This window comes from Roseimarinus sediminis (genome assembly GCF_050433125.1).
Classification (GTDB): Bacteria; Bacteroidota; Bacteroidia; order Bacteroidales; family Prolixibacteraceae; genus Roseimarinus; species Roseimarinus sediminis.
The window spans coordinates 69,455-86,723 of sequence record NZ_JBNPXV010000008.1 but is presented as its reverse complement, the minus strand read 5'-3'; the positions used below and the strand labels follow the sequence as shown (position 1 = coordinate 86,723).

The window sequence follows — 17,269 nt, the reverse complement described above, 5'->3', positions numbered from 1 at the left end:
GTTTCTTTACGATTGTCCATAGCCTTTCTCATTTATACTGCGTTTATCTAACACTTGTATGTAGTTCCATAGTTTAATTTTCAGGTTAGTGCACTCGTTCATTAACCTGCTATGGGTGGCATCGTCAATTAATTTACGATAATGAGCTTTGGATATCCATGTTGCTGTTTCGAACAATGAACCACGGGCAAATAAGCAAAACCTACGATTGTCGCGTGGTGATAGGCGACCATATCCTTCCGAAATATTAGCACTAATTGAGTCCGCTGCATCGGTTAATTGTGCACCAAGTCCTTTTTTCTCGAAGTAATCCCATTTGATGACTATATCCCAAACCTCATCGCCTAAACGAAGTGCAATCTGGTATATTTCAAGATCTTCTAATTTCATGTTCCAATTATTTTGCTCTACTACTTCCCATCGCCTTCAACTGCCTCCCCTTTTTTCAATTGCTTCCTATTGCTTTCAATCGCTTTCAATACGAAGTGTAGCCGCATTCTTGTGCGCGTACAACTGCTCCGCCCCGGCCATTTGCTCAATCACCGGCCCGAGCTGCTGCATCCCTTCTTTGGATATTTCCTGGAAGGTGATTTTGCGGATAAAACTGTCGAGGTTGACACCGCTGTAACTGGTTGCCCATCCGTTGGTGGGCAGGGTGTGGTTGGTTCCCGAGGCATAGTCGCCGGCACTTTCGGGCGTATAAGGCCCCAGAAAGATTGAGCCGGCATTGATGATTTGCCCCGCCACTTCGGCATAATTTTTCATCTGGATGATGAGGTGTTCGGCTGCGTACAGGTTCATCATATCGATCATTTTCTGTTCGCTTTCAACCAGGAGTATCTTGCTGTTATCCAAAGCTTTCAGCGCGTAATCCATTCTTGGGAGATCTTTAAGTTGCTTTTCCAATTCAACTTGCACCTCATCGATGATTTTTTCTGAAGTGCTGACCAAAATCACCTGACTATCGGTACCATGCTCGGCTTGCGAAAGCAGGTCGGCAGCAACGAAGGCCGGATTGGCCGTTTCGTCAGCCATCACTGCGACTTCACTTGGCCCGGCAGGCATGTCGATGGAAACATCACTCATGCTCACCAGTTGCTTGGCGGCAGTAACATATTGGTTGCCCGGACCAAAAATCTTGAACACTTTGGGAACACTTTCCGTTCCGTATGCCATGGCTCCTATGGCCTGAATCCCTCCAATTTTGAAAACTTTGGTGATGCCTGAAAGCCTGGCCGCGAACAAGACCGGGGCAGGGAGTTTGCCGTCTTTTTGCGGCGGGGTACAAAGTACAATCTCCTTACAGCCCGCTATTTGAGCCGGAATGGCGAGCATTAGCACGGTGGAAAAGAGGGGAGCAGTACCTCCGGGAATGTAAAGACCTACTTTTTCGATGCCCACACTTTTCTGCCAGCATTTAACACCGGGTGTTGTTTCGACGATGCTGCTTTCAAAACGCTGTGCTTCGTGGAATTTGCGGATATTGGCCGCAGCAGTTTCAATGGCTGCTTTCAGTTCGGCAGAAAGATCAGCAGTGCCTGCTTCCATTTCGGCTTCTGAAACCTGAAGCTCGTTCAATTCCACCTTGTCGAACTGCGCAGTGTATTGGCGTAAGGCCGCATCACCCTTCGCTTTCACCTCGTCGAGCACGCCCTTGACCTTTTCGTTGAGCGAGGCCGTTTCAAAAACGGGACGCTTCAAAAGTGATGGCCATTCGGACTGTTTTGGATTCTTTATTACTTTCATATTTCAAAGTGATTCGTCATTTAAAAATAAGCACAAAGGACACCAAGGTCTTTCACAAAGCGCACAATGCTTTTTTTGTTTCTTTGAAATCCTGCTTAAGAGATCGTTTCTCCGTGTCTTTGTTTCTCCGTGTTCGATTTTATTACATAATCATCTTCTCGATGGGCAGCACCAAAATTCCTTCAGCCCCGAGCTTTTTCAGCTTCGAGATATTTTCCCAGAAGAACTTCTCTTCAATGACCGAGTGCACCGAACTCCATCCTTCTTCGGCAAGAGGTAGAATGGTAGGGCTTTTCATGCCCGGGAGCATTTTAACAATTTCCGAAAGCTGATCGTTGGGCGCATTCAATAGTATGTATTTCTTCCCGCGGGTACGTTCCACGCTTTCGATGCGGAAAAGCAGCTCATCAAGTATGGCTTGTTTTTCAGCGGGGAGCCCCGGCGTTTTTATCAGCACGGCTTCGCTGGGGGTAACCACTTCTACCTCTTTCAAACCGTTCGAGATGAGGGTTCCTCCCGAACTGACGATGTCGAAAATTCCATCGGCCAGGCCAATTCCGGGAGCAATTTCAACCGATCCGTTAATTACATGGATGTCGCAATTTACTCCTTTTTCGCTGAAAAACTTGCGCAGAATGACCGGGTACGAAGTGGCAATGGTTCTGCCTTCAAACCATTCGGGACCGGTATAATCCTCGCCTTTGGGGATGGCAAGCGACAACCTGCATTTGCTGAATCCCAATCGTTTGACCAGCTCAACCTCTTTGTCTTTCTCGAGCATTTCGTTTTCACCCACAATGCCAATATCGGCCACACCGTCGGCTACGGTTTCGGGAATGTCGTCGTCGCGCAGGTACAGAATTTCGATGGGGAAATTCTTCGAAGGCGAGAGCAACTGCCGCTTTCCTACGGTCAGTTTAATGCCGCATTCGTTGATTAATCCTACCGATTCTTCGTTTAACCGGCCTTTGGTTTGAATTGCAATTCTTAAAATAGTGTCCATAGTATTTTCTGTTTCCAAATGTTACAAAATAAAAAAGGCTCACCGTGTTGGTAAGCCTTTAAAGTTAACGAGTATCTTAAAAAAGTTCAGACATAATCGCACCAGCCTACCGCATTTGCAGGTTTACATGATGGCCGTGATGATGTCCAAATAAAATTGTCATGGCATTTTGTTATTAGCTGTGCAAGTATAATTATAATTTGAAAGTTTGCAAACAAAAATACTGATGAATCTCAGTTTTCTAAACTTGGCTTAACATTTCGTCCGTCAGCCAGTCCTTGGTTAAAAAGCCATGGGGAAGAGTTGACGCTTGTACCTGCATGTATTGCTTTAATTTAAAAAAAGACGATTTTCTATTTGATTTAATATGGCGGGCTTTTCGGTCTGCGGCTTTTAGTGCCCTCGCCGTGCCCGGGTTTCACACACCGCAAGGGGGGCTCATTTCAATCGCCACCTTGCGGCGGTTCAACCAGCGGGCGCGGCATCGGTCAGCTAAACGCCTCCGCCCGGCCCGGTCGCTTTTGCGAAAAGATGAAAAGTGCCGGTACACATTTTCAAAAAAACGAAGATCAGAAATAAGCTTATTCCAGCTTCTTTCTTAAACGTCTGAAATACAGATCGAGACCCAGCAAAAACAAAACCAGGGCGGCTATGTACAGGCTAAACAAAACAAGCGTTTTGTTATCACCCGCCATCGAAAGTTGAGGCATTTTCAGCGAAAAACTGAGCGAATAAAAGTGGTGCAGCACATATACTGCAGCAGCAACCAGTGCGAGCGAAACCAGCGAAACCAGGGCCATGTTGAGTGCAAATCTTCGTTTTGTCTGCTTTTCGGCCTCCCTGTAAACGGCCTTCATAACTTTGTTTTCGAAACCATACGAAAGGCCTTCGCTTTTCGTAGCCGATATTAGTTTTTTGATTGCTTTATCCTGCTTCATCCTTCATCTCATTAATTAACAAAACTAACTTTTTCCTTATGCGGTGCAGTCTTACCTTTACGTTCGATACACTGATTTCTAAAATTTCAGCCAGCTCATTCACCGGTTTTTCCTGCTGGTAATACAGGGCAAGCAAGGCTGCATCTTCGGGATCGAGTTGTCTGACGGCCTTTTCTAGCTGGCGCATTCGTTGTTCACTTTCATCCTGTTCGAGTATCAGGTCGACTTCTTCGTCGGCCAGATTTTCAATGCGGGCTTCATCCACTGCGGGATAAACAAGCCGTTTTTTTCGGGTAGCCGATATGGCCGTATTGTAGGCAATCCGAAAAAGCCAGGTCGAAAACCTGCAAGTGCCTTTAAAGGTGTGCAACTTGCTAAAGGCCTTGACAAAAGCATCCTGCGTCAACTCTTCGGCATCTTCACGGTTGGGTACTATCCGGGCAATGAGTGCATGTACCTTGCCTGCATGTTGCTCAAGAAAAACGGAAAACAACGCGGTTTCGCCATTGCGAATCCGTTTGATCACTTCCATTTCATCCTGATGCTCCATGTTGTTTTAGACGCAAAGTACAAAAACAGGTTACACGATCTACAAATATACCAAATAATGAATAAGACCGGGAGTCAGGGTTTTTCGTCTATTTGAAGATTTTAGACTTTAAACGATCTTGAAATCAGCAACCGTATCCCATTGCCTGTAACCAAAATCTTCACCCTGCGTCCAAAGGAGTAAAGAACAAACAATTTAAACACAAATAATCATGATGGATTTCATTACCATTCCACTGGTAGTCGGGATGATTACCCTGGGAATTTACAAACTGTTCGAGCTTTTTGTCCGGAAAAAAGAACGCCTGATGATCATCGAAAAAGCGGGCGAGAAACAGGACCTGAACCTGCTCCAAAATCAGTTGAGCAGGCCTGTAAAAGTCTTTAACCGTTTTTCGTCGGGAAGCTTAAAGGCCGGATGCCTGCTGCTTGGCGTCGGGGTTGGTTTGATGGTTGGTTTTCTGATCACCAACTTTGTGCCCCTCGATAATATGAATAAGGGCACTGACTGGCAGATGCGGGAAACAATTGGCGTTGTTTACGGAGCCGCAGTACTTTTATTTGGTGGTATTAGTCTGTTGTTGGCGTTTGCAATTGAAATGAAATACTCCAGAAAGCTCGAAGCTTAACAAGGGTTCAATACTTGTTGAAAAAAGAAGGAAGCACAGTGAATCTTACGTGCTTCCTTCTTTTTTATATTGCTTCCTTCATCCGACAGGGCAAGTCCATTAAACTGCCAGAGGATTAATTATTTTTCCCGGTAAGGTTTTTCAGTCTCACTCGATAAGGTTTTATCATCTTGCCCGGTAAGGGTTTGTTATCTTACCCGGTAAGGGTTTGTTATCTTACCCGGTAAGGGTTTTTTATCTTACCCGGTAAGGGTTTTTTATTATGAAAAGTAAAGACCAATGCATCGACTATGATTCAAACACAATAAGGTATCAGCGGGTACTGATTTTTACAAAATGCAATCCCCGCTGACTAAGCACACGCACCAGGTAAACCGAAGCGGGGTAAGCGCTGAAATCAATTTCGGCGTAAGTGTTTTTAAATGCCTCTTCGGTGATCTTTTCGCCTTTAAGGTTGTAAACCACCACCCTTTCAATTGCTTCGCTGTGCTTTATTTGCAAGGTTTTAGAGGCATTGAAGTAATGCACTTCGGGTTTAGGGGCAAGTTGTGTGGCCGGGGCTGAAGTCTGACCCACCCTGATGCTTGTTGAAGCCTTCAGGTCGCCTGCACTGGCCTGCACGGTGAAGGTGCCTGCCTCGTTCGAGGTGAAAAGACCTTCACTGCTGATGCTGCCACCGCTGGCACTGTAGCTGATGTCGGCATCGGTTTCGTTGCCGAACTGATCCTTCAGTGCTACGGTAAACTGTATTTCCTGCCCTGTTTTGATGGTGCTGTTTTCCGGACTGATGCTGATCGAAACCGGGTAACACCTGTTGGGATTTTCAATCAGTGATCCATCTTGCGAAAGGTAAATATCGTCGACGGCAAGGTCGCCAATGGTTCCGCCGCTCATGGTAAAAATGTTGCCACAGGCCGAAAGGTCGAGTCCTTGTGCTGTGAGTGTACTCATGGGGATCGAAACCCGGTGCCATTTTCCGTCGCGTTTGAAGCCGTAGGGGTCGTTGTTGTTACTGAAAATGACCTCACCGCTGGTATTGTTGGCACCCTGAATGGCCAGTGTAAAGTTTTGGCTGCTGCTTGTCCTGAGTGCCAGGTGAAGGGTGCCTTCGGCATAATTTTTAAAATTGAGTGCCTGTGTGCTGAAAAAACCAAAGCCCCACCAGGCAGCTGCTCCCGATGAACGGAACGAAAGGACGTCTTCTCCGTCGTAGGCCGAAAACTGCTTGTTGAAGGTCACTGTATTTTCCCAGTTGTACAAATGTCCGTTTACATTGTCGGTGATGAAGCGGTTGGCAATGTTCGGGTTGTTGGTATAAATTCCGAAATATCCGCTCGTGGGCATCTGTTGGCTGTATATCACCTCGTCGATTGAAAGTTGGGCATTGTCAGCGCTTTCACCTTTTACAATGAGCAAATCGATCACACTTGTTAAATCTGCTTTATCGGCCAGTCCGGCCAGCGGAAGGTACACCAGATGCCATTTACCATCGCGTGCTACATTTTGACTTTCGTTTTCGGCCAGGGTGATCAGCGCTTCGTTGCCATCTCCATCGGCAATGCCCAGGCTAATGGCTTCCTGCATGGTGGTGCGGAGATGAAGCTGCAAACTTCCATTGGCATAGTTGATGAAGTTGCGCTTAATTGGTGATGTCAGTTTTATTTCAAATGCCTGATTCGCTGTTGTTTGGTAGTTCAGTGCCCTTGCTCCCCTGTAGGGGTCCAATTCGCTTGTGTTTAAGCCCTGACTGCTAATTGTGAGGTCGTAGTCGGGGCTCATGTGCATGTCGGTGTTGCCTTCTTCTTCATAAACACCAAAGTCACCGAATAAGGGAAGCTCTTCTTCGGCAAAGTCGGGTGTTTCCTGGTAAAGCTTCACCCAGTCGACATACATGCTGGCGGGTAACCCGGCACTGATGTTGCTGGCATTGAATAGTCCGGGCAACGAACCGCCCACAGCCATGTTCAGCAAAATATAATGCTGGTAGTCTCTGAATTCTTCCGTGTTTGCACCATTGATTCCCATTGAGAAATAGGGTGTTGCTGCATCGTTGAAGAAAACTGAGATGTTGTTTTCGGTCCAAACCACGGTGTGCTTAAAAAAAGCTTTCGACAAGTCGTAAGGTGCAATGTATTCTTTTCCATAGTCGCTGGGATGTGGCCCCCAGAAAAGGTGAGCCCCAATAAAACTGTTGACCTTGTTTTGGTTGATTGCTGCATAGTGTCCCATTTCCATCACATCAATTTCACCACAATCGGGCCATCCAACCGGGGTGTAGCCCAGGGTCCAGAAAGCAGGCCATAAGCCGTTGGCCAGATTGGGGATTTTAATCATGGCTTCAAGTTTTCCTCTTCGGAAAGCAAATTTTCCTCTGGTGTTAACCCTTCCCGAAGTGAATTGGTACCCCTTGTATGCTTCCTTTTTCGCGCTTATGATTAAGCAGTTGTTTCCATTTCCATCATCACCCACACTTACATTTTCTTTTTTGTAGTGTTGTAATTCCCGGTTGCCTCCGGTATTCCAGATGCCTTCGTTTTGCTCAATGTTCCATTTCGTAGCATCGAGTTGTGTGCCATCAAACTGATCTTCCCAAACCAGTGTGTAGTTTTGTGCTGCAATAAGGGCTGGTGATAAGGTAATGATCAGCAATAAAATAAATTGTATCGAACGCATAAATAAAATTTGATTTGTACTGTGTTTGCATTTGTTGTTACGAAAATATCCAATTTCGTTCTTTACATTTCCTAAATACTTACTTTATCTTACCGTTGATGTGTTTTTGTGCAATTGAAAACGCCCCTTGAGGGAGCATGAGCAGGCATTGTTGAGTTCTTTATCGTGAGCAGCGGACCCGGCCTGTGTGAAATTTTAGAATTTGCTAACTCTAAAATTGGCACAAATATTATGTAATTCATCAGTAATTTATAATTTTAACAAATCAAAAGCCCGGCCTGACTATTAAGCGGGTGAGGCTTTGAAAACAAATTACTCACAGATGCAACGAGCCATGTGAAATACATTTCGCACACAGACAATTGTTCCGTCAGCTGACGGATGGCGGGTTGCCCCGCCAAAGCGGGGCAAGCTATGCGGCTAGCCGGAGCGTTCAAAGAAAGTAATCTTGATCCAACAGGTAATAAGCAACTTAAGAAATATAAACAGATGAAAATTATACCTATGAAAACCAGAAAGACGGTCAGCTTTGTTTTGACAATGATGGTAACTTTGTTATTGACAAACACTTTTATTTCATGCAATAACAAAACAAAGAAAGCAACTTCGGTTGAGGCCGAGGCAGTTGCTGCCGACGAAATCAGAAAAGATATTGAAGCTTATGTGTACCCCATTTCTTCAACTTTTGATGTAACAAAAATGTTGAATGAGATTGAAGCTACTTATATTTTCGACATTGCACATGATGCAGAGAATGCAGGTAAATATTTTACCGATAAGAACAAGGCTTTAAATCTGGGTATTTATCTGGCCGATTTGGCCTATGCAGCTACCTACAATCAAAAAGCCGAGGTTCAAAGTTATTTTGAAGCCATCGAGCAATTGGTAGGCGAACTGGATCTTACTGCGGCTTTTAAACGCGATGTGGCTTCTAAAATCAGGGAGAATCTCGACAAGCAGGAAGAATTAACCAACCTGATTATCAACTACACCGAAGATGCTTATGAGTTTTTGCACAAGCAGGGACGTGATGAGCTGTCGTATCTGATTGTAAGCGGCACCGCAGTAGAAGGCCTGTACCTCACTACGCACATTTCGGAAAATACCTTCAATAATCCTGAAATCATCAAAGTGATTCTTTATCAGAAAGACTATCTGAAAAAGCTCGAAACACAGATGGCTCAGTACCGTGAAAGCGAAATGTCGGCCGAATCGTTTGAATACATTCGCTCAATCAATGAGGTGTATGCCATGGAAGAAGGTTCGAGCTCGATGACGGAGGAGCAAATCGTTAAGCTGACCGACATGCTTGAAACTATCAGAGAAAAGAATCTACGCTGATAGTTTCCGGGACTTCCCGCTTGTCTTTTGATTTTACAGGTACAGCTGTTGCTTCCGGCAGACTGTAGTTGATGGTGTACACTAAAATAGAATCAATGTACGAAGGCATTATTGAAACGCTCATCAAGCTGTTTGCCATCATCACCGACTACCATAGCGAACGTAAGGTGAATGATGCTGATGAACTTGTAAAATCGTACCTGAAGGAGAATTTCAGCAACGAGATGGCCGGGAAGTACCTTGAGCTTTACCACGAGTTTGTTGAATACTATCATGTAACGAACCGCGAAATACTATACAATGCCGATGAGCGACTGATTAACCACCGTTACATCGAAAAAATTTGTGCGGGCATTGTTGAATTGTTCAATCTTGAAGCCCGCTTTATGATGCTGGTGCAGTTGCTCAACTTCGTAAAGCAACCTGCCGGCATCGATCAGAATGACCTGCACACGGTGCGGGTGGTGGCCGACGGGCTGAAGATCGATCGCAGGGAATACGAAAAGCTGTTCAGTTTTTACCTGAATGGCATCGCCTCGGTGAAGGACAAGAATTGTCTTTTTGTTGTAAACGGCAACGAAAAGTATCACGATCCTGACATAAAACATTTGTACCGGAAAGATCAGCAAATTGAACTTGAACTGATCAGAATCAGCAGTATCGACACCCTCTTTTTTAAGTATTGGGGCCCCCGGAACCTCTATCTTAATGGTCATCGCCTGGCCCAAAACCGGATGTATGTTTTTCCTCAGGGAGGTATTCTGCGCACCTCGCGTATCATCCCGATTTATTACAGCAGCATTATGTCGCGCTTTATTCGGCAGGCTGGTAATCCTATTATTGTGTACAATGCCGAAAACATTGAATACCGTTTCTCCCGGAAGGTATACGGACTTCATCCCTTCAGCTTTCAGGAACGCTCGGGCGACCTGGTTGGTATTCTGGGGGGAAGTGGTGTAGGAAAGACTACTTTGCTGAATGTGTTAAACGGGAAGCTGAAACCTTACAGGGGAAAAATCACCATTAACGGGCTCGATTTGCACGATCCCCAAAACGAAAGCCTTTTAAAAGGGGTAATTGGCTATGTTCCTCAGGATGATCTGCTGCTCGAAGAGTTAACCGTTTATAAGAACCTCGAATTCAATGCCCGCTTCTGTTTTGGGAACATGAATGACGAGGAAATTGATAAGATCATTGAGCAAACGCTGATCGATTTCGATCTGGTGGAAGCGCGCGATCTGGTAGTGGGCAGTCCGCTTAAGAAAATATTGAGCGGAGGCCAGCGAAAACGACTCAATATTGCGCTTGAACTGATGCGCGAACCCTCTGTTTTGCTGGCCGATGAACCTACTTCGGGACTTTCGTCATCCGATTCCGAAAAGATCATGTATTTACTCAAAAGGCAGTGTTTGAAAGGCAAGCTGGTAATTGCCAACATTCATCAGCCGGCCAGCGACATTTACAAGCTCTTCGACCGCATGATTGTGATGGACAAGGGGGGACGGGTGGTCTTTTTTGGTAACCCCATGGAGGCGGTTACCTATTTTAAGAATGAAGCCAACTATGTTAATCCCGATGAAAGTGAATGTCTTTCATGCGGAAATGTGAAAACAGAGCAGCCCTTGCGTATTATCGAAGAGCGGATGGTCGATCCGTTTGGGAAAAGTATCAGGCGGCGTAAAATAGCACCCGAAGAATGGTACGAGCGCTACAAGGAAAAAGTAGAACCCCGGGTTGTTCAGTTTATGAAAGACAATCCTGTAGAACAGGAAACCTTCCCAAAGGTGAAGTTTAAAACCCCCAACTGGTTCAAACAACTGGGTCTGTTTCTGAAACGGGATTTCGCAAGCAAGAAATCGAACCGGCAATACCTGACCATTGCCCTTCTCGAGGCACCTCTGCTTGCCCTGATTTTGGGCTTCTTTTCAAAATACGCCCCTGCCGGAAAGTATGTTTTTGCACTGAATGACAATATTCCCGCCTTCCTTTTCATGAGTGTGGTCGTGGCCTTGTTTCTAGGTTTAAGCATTAGTGCCGAGGAGATTTTTAAGGATCGTAAAATACTAAAGCGCGAAGAGTTTCTCGAACTGAGCAGGGGGGCTTATATCAGTTCAAAAATACTCATGCTGTTTAGTATCTCTGCCTTTCAGGTGCTGACCTTTGTATTGATTGCCTACTCGATGCTGGGCTTCGAAGGGCTCGGTTTTTCAACCTGGGCCATCCTGTTTACCACAACCTGTTTTGCCAATTTACTTGGATTGAATTTATCGGCCGGCCTTAACTCGGCTGTTACCATTTATGTAATGATTCCGCTGATGCTGGTGCCTCAATTGTTACTCAGTGGTGTAATTGTCGATTTCAACAAGATGCATTCGTCGATGAGCAGCTATACCCAAACACCGCTTATTGGCGACCTGATGACATCGCGCTGGTCGTACGAAGCTCTGGCCGTGAATCAATACAAGAACAATCAATACGAAAAGGTGCTTTTCGATCTGGAAAGGGAAAAAAACGATCTTAATTTCAGAACCTATTACTGGTTTCCTCAGGTGAACGATTACCTTGAAAGCTTTTTGCAGGCAGTTGAGCAGGCCGACAGTGCAAAGATTCAACGCACACAGGCAATATTACTGCAGGCATTTAACGAGCTCATACAAGGTGATAAGCAAACAGCAGCCCTGCCTGACGCTGCTATAGCCGCTGTCGTTGCAGGATCACTTGACCGGAAAGATGCTGCCGCTGTAAAGGCATGGCTGAACAGTGCACAAAAAACAAACGAGCAGGAGTTCAATGCAATTAATCAACAATTAACTGTACAGTATGAGCTGTTGCTGGCCAAATTCAACAATGATCATCAACAACTGGCGGCCTATCGTGATCGTTTCCGCAATGAACAGCTCGAAGCCCTGGTTCGTGATAAGTATTCACGTTATAAGGTTTATCTGGCCGGGAACCGGATATTGCAGGGTGATGAGCCCGTGTACCGCAAGCCTGCTTATGACAACGGACGTGCTCATTTCTATGCTTCCTACAAATACCTCGGTAAGTTCAGAATCAGCACCGTATTGTTCAACATACTTCTTATATGGTTGTTTACTTTTTTGCTGATGGTTTCGCTCTACTTCGATCTGCTGAACAAGACCATCGGTTACGTAGAAGAATGGCGCCTCTTGCAGCTGTCGAAGTTTCGCGATAAAATCTTCTACAATCCCATGGATTTTATAAAAAGGAAAGAGTAGCTTTTACCCATTAAAAGCTACTCTCAATTGCCTGTTTGAAGTGAGCGGGCTGCCGGTCACACGATGAAATTCGGATGGTAAACAGCGCTTTCTCCAAATTGAATTTTATTTGATCAATACCTTCGAAACATAGTCGCCTTTTGTTGTTTTCACTGTTGCAATATACCAACCTGATACCAGGTTGTGCTTTTCGATAAGTTGTTGCTGGCTTGCCGGTTCACAGGTGAAAACACATTGTCCGCCCATGTTGATTAAGCGAAATGCTCTTATTTCGTTCTTCCTGTTTTCAATGCGTAAGGTGTTGTTGGTGCTTAAAATTTTGATGCCCATCGTATACAGCTTTTCATCAAAATCTGATTTGTTGGTGGCCCTGCGCGGCGCAGTGACAAAAGTAAACTGTTCGCCTGTTAAACGAATTCTGTAGTAACCATCGATCAGGCCGGGCGCCTTAAAATGATAGGTGTAGGTGCGCAGGATGTTACCATCTATTTTTTCTTCCAAACGAATGGTGTCGTTGTATTGTCGGAGATCGTAATCGGCACTGCTTTTCCCATATTCAAAGGTTGCATTAAAGGCCAGCCCGTGGCTGTGTGTTTCAATGGTGAGGGTGAAGTTTTCATCATCGCCGGTTTGGCAATCAAGCGATGCGATTTCAGGAACAACAAGGTAATTCTCATGCTGTTTAAATTCGATACCTTCATACAATACAAGGCTGCTGGCTTTTCCATTGTAGAAAAGTTTTCCTTCTAGTTCAAGTGCTTCTGTAACATGCAGAATACCCTCTGTTCCTATGTGCAGGTTGTTGACTGCCGGGTGCCAGATGAGATCAGTTTCCCAGGGAATACTTACATTGTAGGGGATGCTGGTACCGGGGTTGTAATTTTCCCATATTGACCATACGGCCGAATTCATCTGACTTTCATTCGTTTCATAAGCCCCGATGTCGTAAAGTCCATTGGGGCTAATTGGGCTGTTAAAGAAATAGGGATCACCGGTGGCTTGTTCAGCATTCCTGGTTTCATTGGCAATGGCATTGATGGCCGGACTGTGAGGCAGCGGCTGGTGGAAAGGAACTTCCAGGCCGGTAATGCTTAATTCATCAAGTTGGGGATCGATGCCCGGCATGTCGCTTACCATAAAAAGGTAGGAGGAATCACTGCTACCAAGAATATTGCATCCATCGGTTGACAAATAGGCATTGTATTGTTCAATATCGTAGCCACCTCCTTTGTTGTTGGCCACTATTGAATTGACCAATGACAGATAGGATGATCCTGTTTCCTCGTGAAGGCTGATGCCCGAGCAATCGGGATTGGTGTTGTTTGTAACGGTACAGTTTATCAGATAGGCATTGGCATTTTTTTCTGTATCATCATAAAAGGCTGAATTGCCAATGGCCCCATAACCTGAATTGCCCGAGGCTGTTACCCTGTATAGGTACATGTTTGCGAAATTAGCGATTGCACCGCCCTGGTACTGATTGCACCTGTTGTTATAGAATGCGCTGTGATCGACAAACAGGATGCCCGAATTCGAAATGGCACCACCCAGTGTTTCTGCTGTATTATCATAAAAGACACAAGCTGAGATATTCATCTGACCTTCGTTTACAATGGTTCCACCCAGGTAGTTGATGGCTTTGTTGTCCCATATTCTGCAATTCTTGTAAACGGGGTAGCCCCAGTTATAATGAACGCCTGCTGAACTTTCAGCCGAACAATGTTCAAAGCGTGAATTGCTGATCTCTTCACTACCGGTTTCGAAGGTATAAATGGCTCCACCAAATCCGCTTGCCCTGCAGTAAGAAAAAATAATGTTGTCGAGCTTCATGGTGCCCGAGTTGGAGATGGCTCCGCCCAGATAAGAGTCATTGGTGTTAAAGAAACTGTTGCTTACTTCCAGTATGCCGGCATTGTGTATGGCGCCTCCGCCATAGTTCGATAAGTTGCTATAGATGAAGACATCGTCGAGAATCAGGTGGCCGTTGTTGTAAATTGCACCGCCCATGCCATATTCTCCATCACTGGCATTCCCGTTGCACATGGAGATATTCCGCATGGTAACCTTTACCCCTTGTGCAATGGTAACACAGCGTCGGTCGGATGAAAGTTTGTTAGCGCCGCCATTAAGGGCAACGAATTCATTGTCGGTTATGCCAACGATCTCAAGATCTTTATAAATGTAGATGCCTTCAACAGGATAGCCGTTGGCAACATGATTGGTGTAAATGTATATGATGTCGCCATATTTTACCTCTTCAGAGTTAATGGCATCCTGCAGGTTGTGAAAATGACTGAGCGTCGGGCCGCCTACATGCCATTCACTGGGTTCAGGGTCGTCGGTGGCTGAATGGCTGCTTTTATATAGATGTTCCTTCAGCCCTGAAGGCTCCGGAGGGAGTGATGGTGTCAGTTTTTCATTTTTAATTGGTGCAGCCGACTTTACCACACCCTGTGCAAAACCAACACTGCATATGAGCAGTGCCAGCAAACATAAGCTTATTGTTTTCATCCCCGTAAAGTGTTAGTTGATAAAATTGATGGATAATTAACCTCTTGTGGTGAGCAATTTACGACGAAACTGTTTTGCTTAGATGAAGATGAATTATGTTATAAAGCTTATTTTTGTAAAAAAAGGTGCATGACAAAAGCCACGCACCTTATGCAAATCTGATTTATTTGTTGTTTCAATTTAAATCAACCATGGCCTCTTCACCGTATTTCAATGCTTCAATGTTCATTGGAATCAGATGGTGGTGCCTTTCGGGCAATGACTTTTCAAGTCCTTTCTTTACATTTTCGATTTGAACAATCGGCTTGGCTTTCAGGAAAGCACCCAATACGATCATGTTAAATATTTTTGCTTGTCCTTTCTCGGCAGCCAGTCTTGTAGCTTCGATCTTGTAAATTTTAATGTCGCTTCGTGTGGGCTCGTGTACGATTCCGTTGGGATCGAAAATCAGCGTGCCGCCGGGCTTGATGCTTTGCTCGAATTTGTCGAGCGATTGCTGGTTGAGGATGATGGCTGTGTCGTAATTGTTTAATACCGGCGACGAAATACGTTCGTCACTCAGAATAACGGTTACATTGGCTGTTCCACCGCGCATCTCGGGTCCGTACGAAGGGAACCATGAGACTTCCTGGTTTTGCATGATGCCTGAATAGGCCAGAATCTTGCCCATCGACAAAACGCCCTGTCCGCCAAAACCTGCTATGATTATTTCTTCCGTCATGGTTTTACTTTTTTAGTTTTTGCACAAGGTATTGATCAGGCTGGTCACGTTCACCGTCCTTAAGTGTTCCAAGTGGATAGAAGGGGAACATGTTTTCTTCCATCCAGTGGTTCGATTGTTCGGGGGTTAACTTCCATCCTGAGTTACAGGTTGAAACCACTTCGACAAATGAGGTTCCGATGCCTTTGGCTGAATTTTCGAATGCCTTACGGATGGCTTTTTTGCATTTGCGCACATTGCCCGGGGTGTGTACACTCTGTCGGGTAACATAGGCTGAACCAGGGAGCTGTGCCAGTAGCTCAGTGATTTTTAACGGGTAGCCATTCAGGTCAACATCCCTTCCAAAGGGGCAGGTCGAAGTTTCCTGGCCCAGCATGGTGGTTGGAGCCATTTGTCCGCCGGTCATTCCATAAATGCCATTATTGATGAATATCATTACAATGTTTTCACCCCGGTTAACGGCATGCATGGTTTCGGCGGTTCCGATGGCAGCCAGGTCGCCGTCGCCCTGATAGGCAAATACATATTTTTCGGGATTCACCCTTTTGTAGCCGGTGGCCACTGCCGGTGCACGTCCGTGGGCTGCCTGCATCCAGTCGATGTCGAGATAGTTGTAAGCCAATACCGAACAGCCAACCGGAGTGACGCCTACTACTTCGCCCTGGATATCCATTTCCTCAATCACTTCGGCAATCAGTTTGTGAACTACGCCATGACTACAACCGTAGCAATAGTGCATGGGAACGTCGGTCATGATTTTCGATTTGCCGTAAACCTTGTTTTGATCCTGGATGATATCCTCTATTTTCAGTGTTTCTGCCATGATTTATCCTCCGATTAATTGGTTTTTAACTGCATCGACCACTTCGGCCGGAGTGGCAATAATGCCCCCCATGCGTCCATAGTGGCTAACAGGCACGCGTCCGTTTACAGCCAGCCTGATGTCTTCAACCATTTGTCCGGCATTCATTTCAACCGAAAGAAAACCTTTGACGCGGCCAGCCAGCTCTTCGATAATTTTTGTAGGGTAAGGGTAGAGGGTAATGGGGCGCAAGAGCCCGGCTTTGATTCCCTGATTCCTTAGCAGGCTTACCGCCTTTTGTGCTATGCGCGACGAAACGCCAAAGGCAACAATTACATATTCAGCATCATCGCAGTCGAAGAGCTCATACCTTACCTCTTCTTCTTCCATTTTGCGGTACTTAGCCTGAAGTTTGATATTATGTGCTTCCTGCTTCTCCGATTGCAGCTCGAGCGAGGTGAGTATGTGGCGTTCACGGTGGCTCTTCTTGCCGGTTGCCGCCCAGTGTCCGTTTTTGTTTTCAACTTCTTCGTTGGTCCAACGTGGTTTATATTCGCTGAGCTCAACTTTTTCCATCATTTGTCCGATCACTCCATCGGTAAGAATCATGGCCGGGTTGCGGTATTTGAAAGCCAGCTCAAAACCCAGATCGACAAAATCGTTCATTTCCTGCACCGATGCCGGAGCCAGAACAATCAACCGATAGTCACCATGTCCTCCGCCTTTTGTAGCCTGAAAATAGTCGGCCTGCGAGGGTTGAATCGTTCCCAGTCCGGGGCCACCCCGTTGAACGTTCACGATGAGGGCCGGAAGTTCGGCACCTGCAATATAGGAAATACCTTCGGCCATGAGACTGATCCCGGGGCTCGAAGATGAAGTCATTACTTTTTTACCAGCCGAAGCACCCCCGAAGAGCATGTTGATGGAGGCCACTTCACTTTCGGCCTGCAATACTACCATGCCTGTTTCTTCCCATGGGCGGCGGAGCATGAGTGTTTCCATCACTTCCGACTGGGGAGTGATCGGGTAGCCGAAATATGCATCACAGCCACAGCGGATGGCTGCTTCTGCAATTACTTCGTTACCTTTCATTAAACGTAAGTCTCCCATTCTATTT

General features: G+C 45.7%; 13 protein-coding genes. 3 read left to right on the top strand and 10 right to left on the bottom strand.

Features of this window, described 5'->3' with window-relative positions:
- Nucleotides 1-6: 6 nt before the first annotated feature.
- From FHS86_RS11875 to FHS86_RS11855, 5 genes are all read right to left on the bottom strand, one after another.
- Nucleotides 7-390 (bottom strand): four helix bundle protein, encoded by a 384-nt coding sequence (locus FHS86_RS11875; RefSeq protein WP_429413673.1) that lies wholly within the window; start codon nt 388-390, stop codon nt 7-9.
- A 75-nt stretch (nt 391-465) separates the two neighbouring features.
- Nucleotides 466-1,746, bottom strand: coding sequence for a histidinol dehydrogenase (gene hisD / locus FHS86_RS11870; protein ID WP_429413671.1), 1,281 nt, complete (start codon nt 1,744-1,746; stop codon nt 466-468).
- Between the two features lie 142 nt (nt 1,747-1,888).
- A complete protein-coding gene (gene hisG / locus FHS86_RS11865) occupies nt 1,889-2,749 on the bottom strand; it encodes an ATP phosphoribosyltransferase (RefSeq protein ID WP_429413668.1) in 861 nt (286 codons plus the stop codon).
- 581 nt (nt 2,750-3,330) lie between these two features.
- Complete coding sequence (locus FHS86_RS11860) at nt 3,331-3,687, bottom strand: hypothetical protein (RefSeq protein ID WP_429413665.1); 357 nt, start codon at nt 3,685-3,687, stop codon at nt 3,331-3,333.
- A complete protein-coding gene (locus FHS86_RS11855) occupies nt 3,674-4,237 on the bottom strand; it encodes an RNA polymerase sigma factor (protein WP_429413662.1) in 564 nt (187 codons plus the stop codon). The genes FHS86_RS11860 and FHS86_RS11855 overlap by 14 nt, the downstream gene beginning before the upstream one ends.
- 211 nt (nt 4,238-4,448) lie before the next feature.
- On the opposite strand from FHS86_RS11855, the gene FHS86_RS11850 reads away from it, so the two are divergent.
- Complete coding sequence (locus tag FHS86_RS11850) at nt 4,449-4,865, top strand: DUF6249 domain-containing protein (protein ID WP_429413659.1); 417 nt, start codon at nt 4,449-4,451, stop codon at nt 4,863-4,865.
- A 312-nt stretch (nt 4,866-5,177) separates the two neighbouring features.
- Here FHS86_RS11850 and FHS86_RS11845 read toward each other — a convergent pair whose 3' ends face one another.
- The gene (locus FHS86_RS11845; RefSeq protein WP_429413656.1) at nt 5,178-7,538 is read right to left on the bottom strand and encodes a family 16 glycosylhydrolase; all 2,361 of its coding nucleotides are present in this window, start codon (nt 7,536-7,538) and stop codon (nt 5,178-5,180) included.
- A gap of 504 nt (nt 7,539-8,042) precedes the next feature.
- On the opposite strand from FHS86_RS11845, the gene FHS86_RS11840 reads away from it, so the two are divergent.
- Together FHS86_RS11840 and FHS86_RS11835 are read left to right on the top strand one after the other, a co-directional pair.
- The gene (locus tag FHS86_RS11840) at nt 8,043-8,879 is read left to right on the top strand and encodes a hypothetical protein (protein WP_429413653.1); all 837 of its coding nucleotides are present in this window, start codon (nt 8,043-8,045) and stop codon (nt 8,877-8,879) included.
- Between the two features lie 95 nt (nt 8,880-8,974).
- Nucleotides 8,975-12,118, top strand: a complete 3,144-nt coding sequence (locus FHS86_RS11835) for an ATP-binding cassette domain-containing protein (protein WP_429413650.1) — start codon at nt 8,975-8,977, stop codon at nt 12,116-12,118.
- 105 nt (nt 12,119-12,223) lie between these two features.
- Here FHS86_RS11835 and FHS86_RS11830 read toward each other — a convergent pair whose 3' ends face one another.
- The 4 genes from FHS86_RS11830 to FHS86_RS11815 form a co-directional block, all read right to left on the bottom strand.
- Complete coding sequence (locus tag FHS86_RS11830) at nt 12,224-14,629, bottom strand: T9SS type A sorting domain-containing protein (protein ID WP_429413647.1); 2,406 nt, start codon at nt 14,627-14,629, stop codon at nt 12,224-12,226.
- A gap of 175 nt (nt 14,630-14,804) precedes the next feature.
- Entirely contained in the window at nt 14,805-15,350 is a 546-nt protein-coding gene (locus tag FHS86_RS11825; protein ID WP_429413644.1) for a 2-oxoacid:acceptor oxidoreductase family protein, read from the bottom strand.
- Nucleotides 15,351-15,354: 4 nt separating this feature from the next.
- Complete coding sequence (locus FHS86_RS11820) at nt 15,355-16,173, bottom strand: thiamine pyrophosphate-dependent enzyme (RefSeq protein ID WP_429413641.1); 819 nt, start codon at nt 16,171-16,173, stop codon at nt 15,355-15,357.
- Between the two features lie 3 nt (nt 16,174-16,176).
- A complete protein-coding gene (locus FHS86_RS11815; protein WP_429413638.1) occupies nt 16,177-17,262 on the bottom strand; it encodes a 3-methyl-2-oxobutanoate dehydrogenase subunit VorB in 1,086 nt (361 codons plus the stop codon).
- Nucleotides 17,263-17,269 lie beyond the last annotated feature (7 nt).